This is a genomic window from Amycolatopsis sp. lyj-23, assembly GCF_046549135.1.
In the GTDB taxonomy this organism is placed as follows: domain Bacteria; phylum Actinomycetota; class Actinomycetes; order Mycobacteriales; family Pseudonocardiaceae; genus Amycolatopsis.
In genome coordinates this window covers 177,236-193,648 of the sequence record NZ_JAJPWN010000021.1, presented here as the reverse complement: position 1 = coordinate 193,648, position 16,413 = coordinate 177,236, and the positions used below count along the sequence as shown (strand labels likewise).

The window sequence follows — 16,413 nt, the reverse complement described above, 5'->3', positions numbered from 1 at the left end:
CGCGCTGCGCCGCCCGCGGGCCGGGCGGCGATCACCTCGTGAGCTACCCCGGCCGGGGGTCCCGGGAAACGCCTTGACCCTGACACCGTGTCAGCCGCTACCCCGGACCCATGACACCGTTCCGCACCGCGACCGAGGTGGCCGCCGGGATCCGCCGCGGCACACTCGCGTCCCGCGACCTGACCGAACAGCTCTTCGCCCGCATCGACGCCTCCACCGTCAACGCCGTCGTCGCGACCTGCCGCGGCTCCGCGCTGCAGGCCGCTTCGGATGCCGACCGGGCCGTGGCGCGCGGCGACGACGTCGGGCCGCTGCACGGCGTCCCGATGACGGTCAAGGACGCCTTCGCCGTGCAAGGCCTGCCCACGACCTGGGGCGAACCGGCGTTCGCCGACTGCGTCGCGGACGAGGACGCGGACGTCGTCGCCCGGCTGCGGGCCGCCGGGGCGATCATCGTGGGCAAGTCGAACGTGCACCACCTGCTCGCCGACTTCGGCCGGACCGAGAACCCGCTCCACGGGCGGACGCTCAACCCGAGGGAGCACACCCGGACGCCCGGCGGCTCGAGCGGTGGTGCCGCGGCCGCGCTCGCCGCCGGCTTGACCTACCTCGAGTACGGCTCCGACCTGGCCGGGTCGATCCGGATCCCGGCCGCCTACTGCGGGGTCTACGGCCTCAAGCCGACGCCGGGCACCGTGCCGCTGCGCGGGTTCCAGCCGCCCGGACCGCCCGTGGCGCTCGCCCGGGAATTCCCTTCGGCGGCCGGTCCGCTGGCCCGGTCGGCGGCCGACCTGCGCCTCGCACTGGCCGTCACCGGCGGGCCGCTGCGGCCGTCACGGCGGTCCCGGCTCGAGGACTTCCGCGTCGGCGTGGTGCTCGACGATCCGGCCTGCCCGGTCACCGGCGAGGTCGGCGCCGCCCTGTCGGACGCCGTCGACGCGCTGGCCCGCGCCGGAGTGCGGGTGCGCGAGGGCTGGCCGCCGGACGTCGACCCGGTCGCCCAGGCGGCGGCGTTCGGCTTCCAGGTGGAACTGTTCTTCGCGAGCCAGGAGGGGCGGACACCGCCCGGGACCGCCGAGCAGGAGCGGCGGCGCGCGGTCGCGACCGCCGCGTGGGGCCGGTACTTCGCCGACGTCGACGTCTTCCTCGGCCCGACGGTGTTCACCACCGCGCGCACCCACGACGACCGGCACCGCTACGACGACCAGGTGTTCTGGATCGCGCAGACGTCGCTGCCCGGGCTGCCGGCGGTCAGCGCCCCGGCCGGCGAAGGGCTGCCGGCCGGGCTGCAGGTCGCCGGGCCCGCCCACGAGGACGACACCGCGATCACGTTCGCGGAACTCGCCGCGGACGTCGTCGGCGGGTTCGTCCCGCCTGGGGAAGGATCGGCTCGTGTTCTCGATCGGTGACTTCGCCCGCCACGGCCGGGTTTCGGTCCGGATGCTGCGCCACTACGACGCGCTCGGGCTGCTGCGCCCGGCCCGCGTCGACCCCGCGACCGGCTACCGCAGCTACACCGCGGGCCAGCTGGCCCGGCTCAACCGGATCGTCGCGCTGAAGGACCTCGGGTTCACGCTGGAGCAGGTGGCCACGCTGCTGGCGGACGAGGTCAGCGTCGAGCAGGTGCGCGGCATGCTGGCGCTGCGGCGCGCCGAACTGGAAGCCGCACTGGCCGAAGGCGCGGCCCGGCTGGCGCGGGTCGAGGCGCGGCTGCGGACGATCGAAGCGGACGGCCGCCCGCCCGCCCACGACGTCGTCGTCAAGGAACTGCCCGCGATGCGCGTGGTGGAACTGACCGGGATCGCGGCGGGGTTCGCGCCGGAGGCCATCGGGCCGGTCGTCCACCCGCTGTGCGCGGAACTCGGCCGCCGCCTCCCGCAGGCGGACGTCACGCCGGCCGGACGCCTGACCTGCTACTACGAGCAGCGCGCGGAGGACGAAGTCGTCGTGCACGCAGCGATCCCGGCTTCGGTCGGCGGCGGCGACCTCAACGGCTTGGCGGTGGCGGACCTGCCACCCACCCGCGCGGCCACGCTCGTGCACCGCGGCGCGCTGGACGGCGTCCTGCCGAGCTGGCAGGCGGTGGTGCGCTGGATCGACGACCACGGCTGCCGCTCGGCCGGGCCGCAGCGGGAGGCCTACCTGGACTGTCCGGAGGACCCCGCGGGCTGGGTGACGGAACTGCAGGAACCGATCAGCTCGGCTCAGCCCGCGGCTCCGCCGCCCTCCAAGAGCTGACCGAGGCGGTCGGCCAGCCTGCCGCGCCCGGCTTTCCCGGCCCGGTCGCGGATTTCCGGCAGACCGAGGTCGCCCAGGCCGAACTGCCGGACGATCCGCGCCACCCGGGCCTCGAGCTCGGCTTCACGCCCGTTCGGGCCGCGGCCGAGGAGAGCGTCGAGCCGGTCCAGGAAAGCTCGTTCCCGCGTGCCCCGGTCCACGCACCAGACGTGCACCAGATCGGTCTTCAGGACGGCGAACGACCCCAGCTTGGCGAGCGGTACCGGCCCGTCGGGCCGGAAGCTCCCGGCCGGCAGCACCACCCGCCAGCCACCCTGCGCGGTGCGGACCGGGGCGCAGTCTTCGAGGCCCTGGTTGCGCAGCCACCCGGTGATCCGGGCCTCCGCGTCCGCGGTGTGCGCGTCCGACTCGAGCACCCCGGCGATCTCCGGGGTCGTTTCGCACAGGGTGCCGAGCTCCGGGTCCGCGACGTCGGCGGCCTGGCTGTAGACCAGGTGCCGGAGCCGGCCGCTCGTCTCCGCCGCGCGCACGACGAACACCGGCAGGTAGACGCACTCCGGCCGGTCGAGGATCTCGGGCCGGTCGATCCGCACGGGCAGGTTGTAGTGGTCGCGGTCCGCGCGCCCGGCCAGTTCCGCCGGCGCGCCGGTCCGGAAACCGTGGCTGGTGTGGAGCATCCGGTAGGTGCGGTACTTCTCGTTCGCCGTGGCGGCCGGGATTTCGCCGACGGTCAGGAAGGTGACCACGTCGGCGTCGTAGTACGGACGGCTGAGCGGAGCCGACCGGAACCCGTCGAAGTACAGCTTCCGCCGGTCCTCGCGCCGGACGACGTAACACACCCGGTCCCGCTGCGACCGCAGGCCGAGCTCGGTCAGCGCGAGCCGCCCGTCGCGCACCTCGAGGTGGCCGATCCGGTGCAGCACGCGCAGCGCCCGGTCGACGAGGGCGTGGTCCAGCGCGAAGAACGCGGCCAGTTCGGCCGTGGTGCCCAGGCCGGCCTCGGCGATCCCGCGCTCGAGGTATCGGTCGATCAGCTCGTACGGCCGGCCGTCGGTCGTCGTCGCCCGCACTTCGACCTGCCAGACCGGCAGCAGGACGGCGAACACGTGCAACGGCGTCAGGCCCTGGCCGAAGGCGGCGTCCTCGAGTGCCCGTTCCTCCGGGTAGCGCATGAGTTTCCTGCGCCCGCTCACGAAACGTCCCGCAGGTCGTCGAGCACGCGGCGGATCTCCGCGTAGGGCCGCACGTCCCCGGCCGCGGCGACGTGCCGGCCCAGCGCCCGGGCCAGCTCGCGGAAGTCCGCGTCACGGGCCAGCCGGAGCATGGCGAGGTCGCCGGTCAGCACCAGCTGCTGCTTCGCGCGGGTGAACGCGACGTTCGCCCGGCGCAGCTCACGCAGGAAACCGACGTTGTTCGCCCGGTTGCTGCGGGTGAACCCGTAGAGGATCACGTCCCGTTCGCCGCCCTGGAACGAGTCCACGGTCCCCACGTTCGTGTCGATCGTGTCCTGGTCCGCTATTTCCGCGCGCAGCAGCTCCTTGACCAGTTTCACCTGCGCGGCGTACGGCACGATCAGCGCCCACTCCTCGTGACGGCGGTGGTAGAACGCGGCGAGCTCGGCCAGCAGGCGGGCCTCCGCGTGGTTGACCGACCCGCCCGGCAACCGCGGATCCCAGTCACGGGCCGGGGTTTCGGCGCGCTGCGCTTCGGCGAGGCCGGAGGTGTCGACGAAGGCCAGCGGGCCGGCGAAGATCGGGTCGTGATGGTCTCGCTCCACCATCGTCGTGAGCGTCCCGTCGTAGAACGTTTCCGAAATGAAGTCGGCGATGACCTTCGGCATCCGGCGCTGCCGGCGCAGCCGCACGACGTGGCTGTCCGGCAGGCGGCCCACGAGCACCTCGAGCGCGCTCTTCGTGAGCAGGTCCCGGAGCGCGGGGTCACCGCTTCCGGCGGCCCAGGCTTCGAGCTCGTCGTCGACGAACGGCGGCAGCTGCTGGTGGTCGCCGACCAGCACCGTCCGCTCGGCGCGGACGAGGGGCACCAGCAGGTTGCCGACGCCGATCTGCCCGGCTTCGTCGACGATGGCCAGGTCGAATTCCACTTCGGCGATCTCCGAGCGCGACGCCGAGCCGATGCAGGTCGCCCCGATCACGTCGGCGTAGCGGATCAGCTCGGGGTAGAGCTGCTCGACCGCACCCGAGGCCTCTTCGTGCCACTCGTCGAGCAGCTTCGCCCGGGCGCGCAGCAGCGCCAGGCGCGGGCCGAGCCACGTGTACAGGCGGCCCAGCGTCAGCACGGTCGCTTCGGCACTCTCGTCGCGCAGTTCCGGCAGGACGTCCACCGGGCCGAGCGTGACCCGGACCGCGTGCGCGGCGGCCATCGCTTCCGCCCGGCGCTCTTCTGTCCGGCGAGTGGCCTCGTGCAGGGAGTGCCGGGCGGCGTGCACGGCGGGCACGTGTCCGGTGGCCAGATCGAGCGCGTGGTCGGCCGCACGCACGGCTTCGCGAAGCCAGTCGGCGCCCTTCCCGAGCTCCGCCAGTTCGGCACCGCGGGCGGCCAGCAGGCGCGCCCGCCGTCGAGCCAGTGCCCTTCCGAGCCCGGCGAACCACGGCCACGGGCGCGCCTGCCGGTCGCGCTGCGCGAGCCGGTCCACCTTGGCCCGCCGCTTGCCGATCTTCGCCTCTTGACCGGACAACGCGGCGACGGCGGCATCGAACTGCTCCTGAGCCGGGCCGCCGAAATGCCGTCGTGCGTCCGCCAGACCGCCCCGGGCGGCTTGTGCCGCGCCCAGCGCGGTGCCGAGGGCACCGATCCGGCGGCCCAGTTCCCCCGCCCACCGCTCGGCCGCCGGCAACCGCTCGTACTTCGCGCGCGCCGCCGCGGTGGTCCCCAGCACCTCGCCGCGCAGGTCGGCGGCCCGGCGTTCCAGCAGGAACGGCCGGCCCGACGCATCGATCCGGCCTTCGTTGCCCACCCGGATGGCCACGACGTCCGCCGTCAGCTTGGCCAGGACGTTGTCCACGGCCCGGTTCGTGTGCGACGCGACGAGCACCGGCCCCCGCTCCGGGGCCAGTGCGCACGCCCGCGCGATCTGGCTGATGGTCCGGGTCTTGCCCGTGCCCGGCGGCCCGAGGACCACCAGCAGATCGGGCACGCCGAGCGCGCTGCGGAACGCGGCCGCCTGGTCCTCGTCGAGGTCCTCCCCCGGCGTCTCCGGAACCGGCCGGTACGCGCGCACCCGGTGCTCGGCCAGCACGCGCAGCACGGACCGGTTGCGCGTCCGGCCGGCCCGCAGGAGCGCGACGGCCTCGCGTTGCTTCGCGAAGACGACGTCACTGGCGGTGAGCTCCAGTTCGCCCTGCTGGGCGAGCCGTTCCCAGCTGATCGGCTGGTCGAAGCGGACCGTCACCGCATCGCCGCGGGTCCGGATCACCTGACCGCGTTGCTCCGGTTCGCCCCGCAGCTGCACGAACTTGTCCCGCTCCGGCAGCCGCCCGCCGACGACGCGGAAGTCGTAGACCGGCGAACCGGTGTACCGCCGTTCCCCCACCGGTTCCACGGCCCGGTAGGGGTAGGCCGGCGCCGCCTGCGACCGGGTCGCGGCCAGCCGCTGGTCGGTGTCGATCAGCTGGTCCAGCCGGTCGAGGAACTCGGTGTGCGCGGGGACTTCGGGAGGCGCCGGATGACCGCCGTCCCGGTTTCCGCCCACGGCGGCCCATTCCCGGCGGATGCGGTCCCAGTGCGCGGACGCACCCTTCGGGATGTCCCGGTGCTGGGGCACGACGAGCCAGGTCGTGCGCAGGAGCAGGCAGCCACGGGCGAGCCGGTCGTGGTCTTCGAGCCGGATCGGGTCGATCGCGGCGATCGTGTAGGCGTCGCCGTACTTCGTCGCGAAGAGCCGCACCACGTAGGTGTGGGAGTGCAGCAGCAGGCTCCAGTCGTCGCCCGGCCGCCGCGGCGCGCCCAGCGTGGCCGGCACGCCCTCGTGCCGCGCGGCCAGGTCGGCCGCCACCTGGCCGACGCCGGCGGGCAGCCCGGGGTGGTCCCGGCGCTGCCGCTGCAGCCGCGCGTCGACCGGCTTCCCCGGGACGAGGACGAGCCCGTGCGGCAAGGGGACGACCTGGAGCAAACCGGCTTCTCCTTCTCTCACTGGTGACGATCGCCGGTGGTCCGGAACGCCTCGCCGAGCGCACGCAGTCCGGGGCGCCGGGCCGGGTCGGCGGCGAGCGCGGCGTCGATGGCGTCGGCGGCGCGCTGCGGAAGCCCGACGGCGGCGCTGCGGACCGGCAGCGGGATCGCCGGGTCCGGCGGAAATCCGGTGACGAGGTGGTAGGCCACGGCCGCGAGCTGGTGGACGTCGGTCCACGGGCCGGGCCGGCCCCGGCTGCGCAGCCGCTGCTCGGCGGCTTGGTAGGGCGACGGCCCCTCGCCGGGCCGGTACGGCGTCCCGGCCAGGCCGAGGTCCCGCAGCACGACCCGGCCGTCGTCCCGGCGGATGAGCCCGGCCGGGGACAGCGCGCGGTGGGTGAAGCCTCGCGCGTGCAGGGCGGCCAAGGTGCGGCACAACCCGGCCAGCTCCGACAACGTCGTGCGGGCTCGCCAGGCGTCGATCGGCTCGCCGATGTGCGGGACGAACTCGGCCAAGGTGCCGCACGGGCCACCGGGCGAACGCGAGGCGGGCCAGCCGCTCACGGCCGTCACCACGGCTCCTTCGCGGACCAACTCGCGGGGCGGCGGGAAGCCGGGAGCCGTGCCGCGGAGCTCGCCGAGCAGGTGGTGTTCACGGGCCAGGAACTCCGCTTCCGCGGCCGGCGGGCCCGGCCGCAGCTCGACCTGCCGCAGCCAGACGTATTCGCGCGGCTCACCCAACCGCAACGCCCGCGCCTGGCGCACCGGTGCGGCGCCGCCCTGGTCCGGCCGGACTTCGAGCGTGTCGGCGTGGACGAGGTACCGGTGCCGCCCGATTTCGACCTCGGCTCCCCCGGTCAGGGTGGACGCCGTCGGGCTTCCGGCGCGCGGCTCGCCCGCGATCACCGGGGCGACGGCCGGTTCCGGTGGGACGAAGACCGCCAGCGGCGGAAGTTCGTAGAGCGGTGTGCCCGCCAGCGCCGCCAGCAGTTCGCGGACGCCGTCGAGGGTGAATTCCGCGACCGGGTAATGGGTCGTCGAATGCCCGCACAGGCAGTCCGGGATTTCACCGGCGTCGTGCCCGGGGAGCACGACCGGCAATATCCGGCGCGTTTCCCCGGGCAGAGCGCGGACGAGGTTGTCGCGGATCATCGCGGCCTCGAGCACTTTCGCGGGGACGGCCGCCGAATGCGTGTGGCCGTCCAGGATGCGCTTGTACTGCGGAGACGCGATGGCCAGCACGAACTCGGCCTGCCGGAGCTGCTCGATCGCCCAGGAAGTCCAGTCCCGCCGCCGATCCGCGTACCAGACGTCCAGCTGCGCGTCGACGCCCGCCTGCGTGCGCAGGAAGGTCGCGAACTCGCGCACCGCGCGTTCGTGTTCCGGCGAATCGCCGGCGTAGGACACGAAGATGCGCGGCGAGCGGACGGCTGTCCCCGCTTCCGTCACCACCGCCTGCCCTTTCCCCACCCGTACCCGGCAAGATCACCGCGGCCAGTACCCTCTCATGATCGCGAACGGGGCAGCACCGAATGCGGCAACTGTCCAAGAATTGTCCTGTTTCCCGCCGACGACGAGGGCTTTTCCGATGGCGCAAGAGAACCGGTACGACAGCCACGAGCCCGGGGACCACCCGAAGGTCTTCGTGTCCTACACGCACGACAGCGAGCAGCACCGCGAAGCCGTGCTGACCTTCGCCGATTTCCTGGTGCGCCACGGTATCGACGTGGTGCTCGACCGCTGGGCGACCGACCGGCGGCGGGACTGGCAGGCCTGGATGACCGCACGCATCACCGAGTCCGACTACGTCCTGGTGATCGCGTCCGAAGGCTACCGGCGGATGGGCGACGGGAACGGTCCCGACGACCTGAACCTGGGCGGCCAGTCGGAAGCGGCCCTGCTGCGCGACCTGCTCCAGGGCGACCGCGCAACGTGGACGGCGAAGATCCTGCCCGTTCTCCTGGCCGGCCACGGGAAGGAGGAGATCCCGAAGTTCCTCCAGCCCAACGCGGCGGACCGGTACGAGGTCCGGGCCAACACCCCGGAGGCGGCGGAGTCGCTGCTGCGGGTGCTGACCCGGCAGCCGCGGGACGTCCCGCCGCCGCTCGGGCCCCGTGTGGTCCTGCCGCCGCGGTCCGGTGCTGCGCCTGCCCGGATCGCCGTCCCGGACGGTATTCCGGTCAGCTGGCGCTCGGAATTGCTGCCACCGGGCTTCCGGCCGCAGGGGCCGGTGGTCGAAGTGCACCTCATCCCCGCCTCACCGTTCACGCGCTACCGGATGCTCCAGCTGGAACGGATCGGCGACGAACTGGCAGCGTCGGCCCGGGCCGACGGGCTCTTCTCGCAGTCCCAGGCCATCTCCGTGGGCTCTTCGGCCGATGCTGCGTGGGCGGTGTCGACGGACTGGCGTACCGGCGAGTGCGGGCTCGCGGTGCTCCGCGGCGGCCAGCGTACGTGCTGGTTCGCGCTGCCCAGCGCGAACATCGGCTGGATCCTCGACCGCGCCGACCTGACCTCGAAGCTCACCGAGCGGCTGGACCTGCTCCTGCGGATCAGCCTTCCCGCCCCGGACAGCTTCGCGCCGGCGATCGCGTTGGAACCGGTGAGCCTGACGCGGCTCGGCAACCTCTCCGAAGTCACCGCGAACAGCGCGTCGCTGCCCCTCAACCCTCCTGAGCGGCTCAGGGTCGCCCCCGAAGAGGCCTTCCTCGTCGACGAGCTCCGCCGCTCGCGACAGGATGTCGCCGAGGAACTGGCCGCCCGGCTCACCGTCGCGTTCCGGCGGTGATCAGCTTGACCGTGGAACGTGGGCGTGGTCGCCCGACGGGATGTCGCGGTCCACGTGGTCCGCGTGGTGCAGCGCCTGGGCCAGCAGCCCGTGGACGTGGCTGTCGGCCGCCGAGTAGTACACGAACGTGCCTTCGCGGCGGCCCTTCACCAGGCCCGCCAGGCGCAGCTTCGCCAGGTGCTGGCTGACCGCCGTCGGAGCCGCGCCGGCCAGTTCGGCCAGGCAGGCCACCGAGGACTCGCCCTGCAGCAGCGCCCAGAGCACCTTGATGCGGGTCGGGTCGGCCAGCAGGCGGAACGACTCCGCGGCCAGGTGGACCTGCTCTTCCGTGGGCATGTCGAACTCCGGCAGCGACGTGTGCATGGTCATGACCTTACTACTTGCGTATCTGCATGCTTGCGCAGATAGACTCACCCCATGACCGGACACGGACACGGACACCGCCACTCGCGGTGGCGGCCGCACAGCCACGACAGCGCCGACCGCGTCGACCACGCCCTCGAGACCAGCAGGCGTGGCGTGCGCGCGCTCGTGGGGTCCTTCGCCGCGCTGTCGGTGACCGCCGTCGCGCAGCTGGGGCTCGTGCTGGTCACCGGGTCGGTCGCGCTGCTGGGTGACACCATCCACAACTTCGCCGACGCGCTCACCGCCGTCCCGCTCGGCATCGCCTTCCTGCTCGGCCGCCGCGCCGCGACCCGCCGCTACACCTACGGGCTCGGCCGGGCCGAAGACCTCGCCGGGGTGGTCGTCGTGCTCGTCGTCGCGGCTTCGGCGGCGGTCGCCGGCTGGGAATCGGTGGTGCGGCTGGTCGACCCGCAGCCCGTCGCGCACCCGTGGGTGGTCGCCGCGGCCGGGGTGATCGGCTTCGCCGGCAACGAACTCGTTGCGCGCTACCGGATCCGCGTCGGCCGCGAGATCGGCTCGGCCGCGCTGGTCGCCGACGGGCTGCACGCCCGCACCGACGGCTTCACGTCACTGGCGGTCGTCGCGGGCGCCACGGGTGTCTTCTTCGGCTTCCCCGCGGCGGATCCGCTCGTCGGGCTCGGGATCACGGTCGCGATCCTGTTCGTCCTGCGCGACACGGCGAAGGAGGTCTTCCGGCGGCTGCTCGACGCGGTCGACCCGGCGTCGGTCGAGCTGGCCGAGCGGACGGCACGGGCCGTCGGAGGCGTGCTGGGCACCCGGGACCTGCGGATGCGCTGGATCGGCCACCACCTGCGGGCCGAGCTGGCCGTGACGGTGGCGGCGGACCTCACCGTCGAAGCCGCCCACACCCTGGCCCACGAGGTGGAACACCGGCTGCAGCACACGATCCCGCGGCTGACCGCGGTGGTGGTCCACACCGAACCCGCCACCGGGGCGGACCGGGCGCACGAAACCGTGGCCCACCACCACTGATCAGCCGACCGGCTGCTCCACCGGCTCCGGTTCCCGGTTCAGCACCCCGGCGAACACGGCCGCGAGCACGCACAGCACCACGGGCACCGCGAACGTCACGTTCAGCGGCAGCCACCGCGTCAGCCCGCCGATGAGCGCCGGTCCGGCCAGCAGACCGACGTACCCGAGGCCGACCACCCGGGCCATCAACGCGCCCGACGCCCGCGTGTCCAGGTTGCCCGCCGCCGTGAACAGCTGCGGAACGCCGCCGGAGAGGCCCAGCCCGAACAACGCCCAGCCCGCCAGCGACACCGGCACCCAGGGGGCCGCCGCGGCCGTGGTCAGGCCCACCGCGGCCAGCGTCGCGCCGTACCGGACGATCGCCGCCGGGCCCGCCCAGGCCGCGACGCGGTCGGTGAGGAACCGGCCGGTCGTCATCGCCACCGCGAACGCGCCGTACGCGAGCGCCGCCGTCGAAGCCGAGGTGCCGAGCACCTTTTCCATGTGCAGCGCGGCCCAGTCGTTCGCGACGCCCTCCGAAAGCATCAGCGCCAGCGCCAGCAGGCCGAGCAGCCAGACCGCGCGGCCCGGGCTCCGGCGGCGCACCGCCGGTTCCGGCCCGGCCGGAGAAGCGGTGGCCGGCACCTCGGCGGACGGCGCCGCGGCCGGCTCCATCAGGAACCGCGCGGCCACCGCGGACAGCAGCACGCACACCAGGCCGGTGCCGGTGAGCGTGACACCGGTGGGCACCCCCGCCCCGAGCGTCGCCGCGCCGATGACCGCGGCGATGGCGCCGCCGATCGACCACATCGCGTGGAACGCCGCCATGATCGGGCGCGGGTAGGCCCGTTCGACCACGACCGCGTGGGAGTTCATCCCGACGTCGATGGCGCCGTTGCCGAAGCCGAAGAGGATCAGCGCCAGGCCCAGCGTCCACCACGAGGTCGCGAACCCGGGCGCGCACACGGCGAGGCCGAGCAGCACGCCGGCGGCGGGCACCAGCCGCCGGTGCCCGAGCCGGTCGACGAGCGGGCCCGCCACCTGCATGCCGGCGAACGCGGCGCCGCCGAGCACCAGCAGCAGCGCGCCCAGGGTGCTGTGCGAGATGCCCGTCGCCCGCTCGACGTTCGGGATGTGCACCACCCACATGCCCATCGCGAACCCGTTGAGGCCGAAGAACATGAAGGTCGCGAACCGGGCGGCGCGCGGGCGGGGCAGGACGGTCATCGGTTCTCCACGGGGACGGCGACGTGCACGAGCACGCCGCGCTCGGTCAGCGCGGCACGCTGGTCTTCGGGTGCGCCGGGGTCGGTGACGACCACGTCGACGCGGTCGGCGGGGCAGATGCAGGCGAGCGCGGCGCGGCCCCACTTGGCGCCGTCGGCGAGCACGACCGCCCGGGCCGCGACGTCGAGCGCGGCCCGCTTGACCTCGGCGTCGCCCAGGTCGAAGGCGGTGAACCCGGAATCGAGACCGAACGCGCAGGGGCTCAGCACGGCGACGTCGAACCGCAGCGCCCGCAGTGACGCCAGGGTCAGCGGGCCGACCAGGGCCTGCTCCCCCGGCCGGGCTTCGCCGCCGGGCAGCAGCAGCCGGACGCCGGGGACCTCCGCCAGTTCGCGGGCCGCGTGCAGCGACAGCGGCATCACGGTGATCGGGCGCCCGCGCAGCAGCCGGGCCAGCTCGAGCGCCGTCGTGCCGCTGTCGAGCACGATCGTCTCGCCGTCGCGGATCAGCTCGGCCGCCGCCGCGGCGATGGCCCGCTTGGCCGCGACCGCGGTCGTCGCGCGGGCCGCGAACGGCGGTTCGACCCCCGACGGCGACGCCGGGACCGCGCCGCCGTGCACCCGCCGCAGCAGGCCGCGGGACGCCAGCTGGTCGAGATCGCGGCGGACGGTCATCTCGGACGCACCGGTCGCTTCGGCGAGCTCGGCGACGCCCACCAGGTCGGCGTCGCGCAACCGCTCCACGATGACCCGTTGCCGGTCGGCGCTCTTCACCCCGCGATGTTCGCAATCCGGGCGCGTTCGCACAACCGATTTGTTCGTTCGCTCACGCCACATGTGCGAACCACCGCTGCGGCATGATGGGGCCGTGCACGCCGCCGACACCACCGCGACCCCGTGACCGGGGGCTACCTGAAGGGCCGGATCCGCCGCGAAGACATCATCACGGCGGCGGCCGCGGCGTACGGCGAACTCGGTTACCACAGCTCGTCGCTGCGGGAGATCGCCAAGCGCGTCGGGATTTCGCACGCCGGCCTCCTCTACTACTTCCCGACGAAGGAAGCGCTGCTCGCCGCCGTCCTCGAACGCCGGGACGCCGAGGACTCCGAGCGCGAGCAGCTCACCGTGCCGCCCGGGCTCGAGTTCCTTCGCCACTTCGTCGCGCTCGCCGAGCACAACGTCCGCCACCCCGGGATCGTCGACCTCTACTCCCGGCTCGCCGCCGAAGCGGTCGCCCCGGACCACCCGGCGCACGAGTACTTCCTGCGCCACTACCGCGCCGCGCGCGACGGCGTGCACGAGTCCTTCACCGCGCTCGCGGCCCGCGGCGAACTCCGGGACGGCGTCGACCCCGCGATGGCGGCCCTGACGTTCATCGCGCTGATGGACGGCCTGCAGGTGCAGTGGCTGACCGTGCCCGGCGACGTCGACCTGGTCGGCTCGCTGCGCTTCTACGTGCAGAACCTGCTCACCGTCCCGCTCTAGAGGGTCTTCGCGTACGGGTCCCACCCCGGCGGCAGCAGCGGCGGCACCTCGACCGTGCTCGCGACTTCGACGCTGTGCCCGCGGGTCATGGATTCCTCGATGGCCAGCATCGCGTCGAGCACGTGGAAGGCCAGCTCGCCGGACGCGCGTTCGGGCACACCCGCCCGGATCGCCCGCGCCAGCTCCAGCGCGCCGGTGCCGCGCGAAGCAGCGTGCCCCTGCGGCGCCAGTTCTTCCGGCTCGTCCCGGTCGAGCAGGTGCAACCGGGTCGGCTCGTCGAACCGGTTGGGGTCCGGCAGCACGGCCGTCCCGAGCGTGCCGGTCAGCTCGACCACGCCGGCCCGCTTGAGCGCCGAGTCGAAGCTCAGCACCAGCTGGGCGGAAGCGCTTTCGAACTCGACGAGCGCGGTGACCGTCGTCGGCACCGACACGGGGAACTCCGTCCCCGCCCGCGGCCCGGACCCGACGACCCGCGTGTCGCGCGCCCGGCCGCCGGCGCCCGTGACGCGCCGGACCGGGCCGAGCAGGTGCACCAGCGCCGTCAGGTAGTACGGGCCCATGTCGAGCAGCGGGCCGCCGCCGGGCTGGAAGTAGAACTCCGGCGCGGGGTGCCACAGCTCCGGGCCCGGCACCTGGAACAGCGCCAGCGCGGTGAGCGGACGGCCGATCCGGCCCGCGTCGACGACGTGGCGCGCGGTCTGGAGCGCGGCGCCGAGGACGGTGTCGGGTGCGCTCGCCACGCGCAGGTTCTTCTCCCGGGCGCGATCGAGGAGCTTGCGGCCGGTCTGGCGGTCCAGCGCCAGGGGCTTCTCCGTCCAGACGTGCTTGCCCGCGTCGAGCGCGGCCAGCCCGACCTCGACGTGCGCGACCGGGACTGTCAGGTTGACGACGAGCTCGACGTCCGGGTCGTCCAGCAGCTCGGCGACGGTGCCCGAGCGCGGTACGCCGTACTCGGCCGCGCGGGCCGCCGCGCGGGCGGTGTCGAGGTCGGCGACCCGCACCACGCGGACGTCCGGGAAGGCGGTGAGGTTCTCGAGGTAGGTGCCGCTGATGACGCCGGTGCCGATGATCCCGACACCGACCGGGCCGCCGGTCACCGGTCCGCGCCGGTCAGGAAGGCGAAGCTGGCGGCGATGGCCTCGAAGAGGTCACCGGCGAAAGCGTCGAACTCCACCACGCGCAGCGCGTCCGGCGCGGCGGCCAGCACCTCGGCGACCGGCACCCGGCCCTGCCCGGCCGGGACCTGGCCGGTGGCGTCGGTGGCGAGCCCGCCGTCCTTGACGTGGATGGCCCGCACCCGGTCGCCCAGCCGCCGCAGCAGGGCGGGGGCGTCCTCACCGCCCGCGGTGGCCCAGTACGTGTCGACCTCCAGCTCGACCGCCGGGTCGAGCCGGTCGGCGAACACCTCCAAGGCGCTGCGGCCGTCGAGCCGGGACTGCAGTTCCCACCAGTGGTTGTGGTAGCCGACGCGGACGCCGTGCTCGGCCGCGAGCTTCGCGGCGGCGTTGAGCGCCTCCGCCGTCGCCGCGACGTCGGCCGCCTCCTGCCACCGTTCGGCCGGGACGTACGGGTCGATCACCAGGCCGATGCCCAGCTCGGCCGCGGCGGCGAAGACGGCCTGCTGATCGGCACCGATCAGCTGCGCGTGCGCGGTCGGGGCGGTCAGGCCGTTGGCGGGCAGCCCGGCCCGCAGCGCCTCGACGTTCTCGAGCACGCCGTACGGCTCGACCTGGGTGAAGCCGATCGCGGCGAGCCGCCGCAGGGTGTCGGCGGGATCGGCCGCGAAACCGTCGCGGACCGAATACAGCTGGACGGAAGGCACGCTCATCACCGGCTGCTCCACTTCCCCGTGGCGGCCGTCCGCCGCGGCTCCTCAATTTCTACCACCTGGTCAAAATTGTGACCAGGGGTTTTGCCGCGGGTCCGCCGTCCGGCGTGCGTCGACTCGCGCCGGACGGTGTTTTGCCCACCGCCCGATGGGGCAGTAACGCCAAGAGCAGGCAGCCAGAGCCGATCCGGGAGGTGGCGGGAGTGGACGGGGCAGGAGACGAACGGGACACGTGGACCGCCGTCGGGCACCCCGGGTCCCGTGGCGACCTGACGGACCTGTCCGAGGCCGCCCGCGACCTCGACCGGCGGATCGACCAGCACCTCGAGCGGCTGCGCCGGGAACGCGCCGAGCGTGCCGCCGACATCCCCGGCCAGCGGCTTCGGGGCTCGGGGTAGCGGGAGACGACCTCGTCTTCACCGCGCGGACGCGACCTACTACTCTGGGTGGCCCAACGCCGCCCGCCGAAGGTCCTGCGAGGTCGCCATGTCCGACGCGCCGTCCGTGCTGTCCCCGAGCCAGACGCCGGTGGGGGTCGACCCCGACCGGCCGAGCATCGCGCGGATCTACGACGGTTTCCTCGGCGGCAGCAACTTCTACGAAGTCGACCGCGTGGTGATGGACAAGATCCGCACGGCGGTCCCGGAAGCGGTGGACATCGCGCGCGGCAACCGCGGCTTCCACAACCGCGCCTTGCGGATGCTGGCCAACCAGACCGGGATCCGCCAGTACCTCGACTGCGGGTCCGGGCTGCCGACGGCCGAGAACACCCACCAGATCGTGCAGCGCATCGACAAGGACCACACGGTCGTCTACGTCGACAACGACCCGGTCGTCCTCGCCCACGGCCGGGCCCTGCTCGTCGAGAACGACTTCACGCACATGGTCGAGGCGGACATCTTCAAACCGCAGGAAGTGCTGGGCGACAAGGAAGTCCTCGCGCACATCGACTTCTCCGAGCCGGTCGCGCTGCTGCAGGTGGGCACGATGCACCACTGCGAGGGCGACGGCGTCTACGACATCATGCGCGCGTACATCGATGCGCTGCCGTCGGGCTCGTACGTGGTGCTGTCGCACTTCTTCGACCCCGAGGTGCCGGAATTGACCGCGATCGCCAAGCGCATCGAGCAGATCCTGGTCTCCGGCCCGCTCGGTGCCGGCCGCTTCCGCACCCGCGCGGAGATCGAAGCGATGCTGGACGGCCTCGAACTCGTCCAGCCGAACGCGACGTCGCAGCCGGGCCTGGCGGTCTGCGACGAGTGGTGGCCGGACGGCCCCCGGCTCACGCCGCTCAGCGATTCGGCCCGGTGCGTCGCCGGGGTCGTCGGCCGCAAGCCGTAGCC

The 16,413-nt window shown here is 73.7% G+C and carries 15 protein-coding genes; 7 read left to right on the top strand and 8 right to left on the bottom strand.

Annotated features, from left to right (window positions below; translation table 11 throughout):
• Positions 1-110 precede the first annotated feature (110 nt).
• On the top strand, positions 111-1,409 hold the full coding sequence (locus ACLJPY_RS41610) for an amidase family protein (protein WP_410596476.1): 1,299 nt from the start codon (positions 111-113) through the stop codon (positions 1,407-1,409).
• A complete protein-coding gene (locus tag ACLJPY_RS41605; RefSeq protein ID WP_410596475.1) occupies positions 1,393-2,238 on the top strand; it encodes a MerR family transcriptional regulator in 846 nt (281 codons plus the stop codon). Before ACLJPY_RS41610 ends, ACLJPY_RS41605 begins: the two co-directional genes overlap by 17 nt.
• On the opposite strand, the gene ACLJPY_RS41600 is transcribed toward ACLJPY_RS41605, so the two are convergent.
• Genes ACLJPY_RS41600 through ACLJPY_RS41590 form a run of 3 tightly spaced genes read right to left on the bottom strand, consistent with a single transcriptional unit; the run spans position 2,205 to position 7,818 of the window.
• Complete coding sequence (locus ACLJPY_RS41600) at positions 2,205-3,410, bottom strand: hypothetical protein (RefSeq protein WP_410596474.1); 1,206 nt, start codon at positions 3,408-3,410, stop codon at positions 2,205-2,207. The two genes, ACLJPY_RS41605 and ACLJPY_RS41600, sit on opposite strands and share 34 nt — an antisense overlap.
• 17 nt (positions 3,411-3,427) lie before the next feature.
• Positions 3,428-6,367: a DEAD/DEAH box helicase gene (locus ACLJPY_RS41595; RefSeq protein ID WP_410596473.1), complete on the bottom strand. Its 2,940-nt coding sequence runs from the start codon at positions 6,365-6,367 to the stop codon at positions 3,428-3,430.
• A 17-nt stretch (positions 6,368-6,384) separates the two neighbouring features.
• A complete protein-coding gene (locus tag ACLJPY_RS41590; RefSeq protein ID WP_410596472.1) occupies positions 6,385-7,818 on the bottom strand; it encodes an SEFIR domain-containing protein in 1,434 nt (477 codons plus the stop codon).
• 136 nt (positions 7,819-7,954) lie between these two features.
• Between ACLJPY_RS41590 and ACLJPY_RS41585 the strand changes: the two genes are divergently transcribed.
• Positions 7,955-9,154, top strand: coding sequence for an SEFIR domain-containing protein (locus ACLJPY_RS41585; RefSeq protein ID WP_410596471.1), 1,200 nt, complete (start codon positions 7,955-7,957; stop codon positions 9,152-9,154).
• Here ACLJPY_RS41585 and ACLJPY_RS41580 read toward each other — a convergent pair whose 3' ends face one another.
• Positions 9,155-9,517 (bottom strand): ArsR/SmtB family transcription factor, encoded by a 363-nt coding sequence (locus tag ACLJPY_RS41580; protein WP_410596542.1) that lies wholly within the window; start codon positions 9,515-9,517, stop codon positions 9,155-9,157.
• Positions 9,518-9,571: 54 nt separating this feature from the next.
• On the opposite strand from ACLJPY_RS41580, the gene ACLJPY_RS41575 reads away from it, so the two are divergent.
• Positions 9,572-10,552: a cation diffusion facilitator family transporter gene (locus ACLJPY_RS41575; protein WP_410596470.1), complete on the top strand. Its 981-nt coding sequence runs from the start codon at positions 9,572-9,574 to the stop codon at positions 10,550-10,552.
• On the opposite strand, the gene ACLJPY_RS41570 is transcribed toward ACLJPY_RS41575, so the two are convergent.
• Both ACLJPY_RS41570 and ACLJPY_RS41565 read right to left on the bottom strand, forming a co-directional pair.
• Complete coding sequence (locus ACLJPY_RS41570) at positions 10,553-11,758, bottom strand: MFS transporter (RefSeq protein WP_410596469.1); 1,206 nt, start codon at positions 11,756-11,758, stop codon at positions 10,553-10,555.
• The gene (locus ACLJPY_RS41565; protein ID WP_410596468.1) at positions 11,755-12,531 is read right to left on the bottom strand and encodes a DeoR/GlpR family DNA-binding transcription regulator; all 777 of its coding nucleotides are present in this window, start codon (positions 12,529-12,531) and stop codon (positions 11,755-11,757) included. The genes ACLJPY_RS41570 and ACLJPY_RS41565 overlap by 4 nt, the downstream gene beginning before the upstream one ends.
• A 123-nt stretch (positions 12,532-12,654) precedes the next feature.
• On the opposite strand from ACLJPY_RS41565, the gene ACLJPY_RS41560 reads away from it, so the two are divergent.
• Positions 12,655-13,242 carry a TetR/AcrR family transcriptional regulator gene (locus ACLJPY_RS41560; protein WP_410596467.1) on the top strand — a complete coding sequence of 196 codons (588 nt, stop codon included), beginning with the start codon at positions 12,655-12,657 and terminating at the stop codon, positions 13,240-13,242.
• Here the strand turns inward: ACLJPY_RS41560 and ACLJPY_RS41555 are convergent.
• Together ACLJPY_RS41555 and ACLJPY_RS41550 are read right to left on the bottom strand one after the other, a co-directional pair.
• Positions 13,239-14,339, bottom strand: a complete 1,101-nt coding sequence (locus ACLJPY_RS41555) for a Gfo/Idh/MocA family protein (protein ID WP_410596466.1) — start codon at positions 14,337-14,339, stop codon at positions 13,239-13,241. The two genes, ACLJPY_RS41560 and ACLJPY_RS41555, sit on opposite strands and share 4 nt — an antisense overlap.
• The gene (locus tag ACLJPY_RS41550; RefSeq protein ID WP_410596465.1) at positions 14,336-15,070 is read right to left on the bottom strand and encodes a sugar phosphate isomerase/epimerase family protein; all 735 of its coding nucleotides are present in this window, start codon (positions 15,068-15,070) and stop codon (positions 14,336-14,338) included. Before ACLJPY_RS41550 ends, ACLJPY_RS41555 begins: the two co-directional genes overlap by 4 nt.
• A gap of 203 nt (positions 15,071-15,273) precedes the next feature.
• Here ACLJPY_RS41550 and ACLJPY_RS41545 point away from each other — a divergent pair, with 203 nt between their 5' ends.
• Positions 15,274-15,468 carry a hypothetical protein gene (locus tag ACLJPY_RS41545; protein ID WP_410596464.1) on the top strand — a complete coding sequence of 65 codons (195 nt, stop codon included), beginning with the start codon at positions 15,274-15,276 and terminating at the stop codon, positions 15,466-15,468.
• A gap of 88 nt (positions 15,469-15,556) precedes the next feature.
• A complete protein-coding gene (locus ACLJPY_RS41540) occupies positions 15,557-16,411 on the top strand; it encodes an SAM-dependent methyltransferase (RefSeq protein ID WP_410596463.1) in 855 nt (284 codons plus the stop codon).
• Positions 16,412-16,413 lie beyond the last annotated feature (2 nt).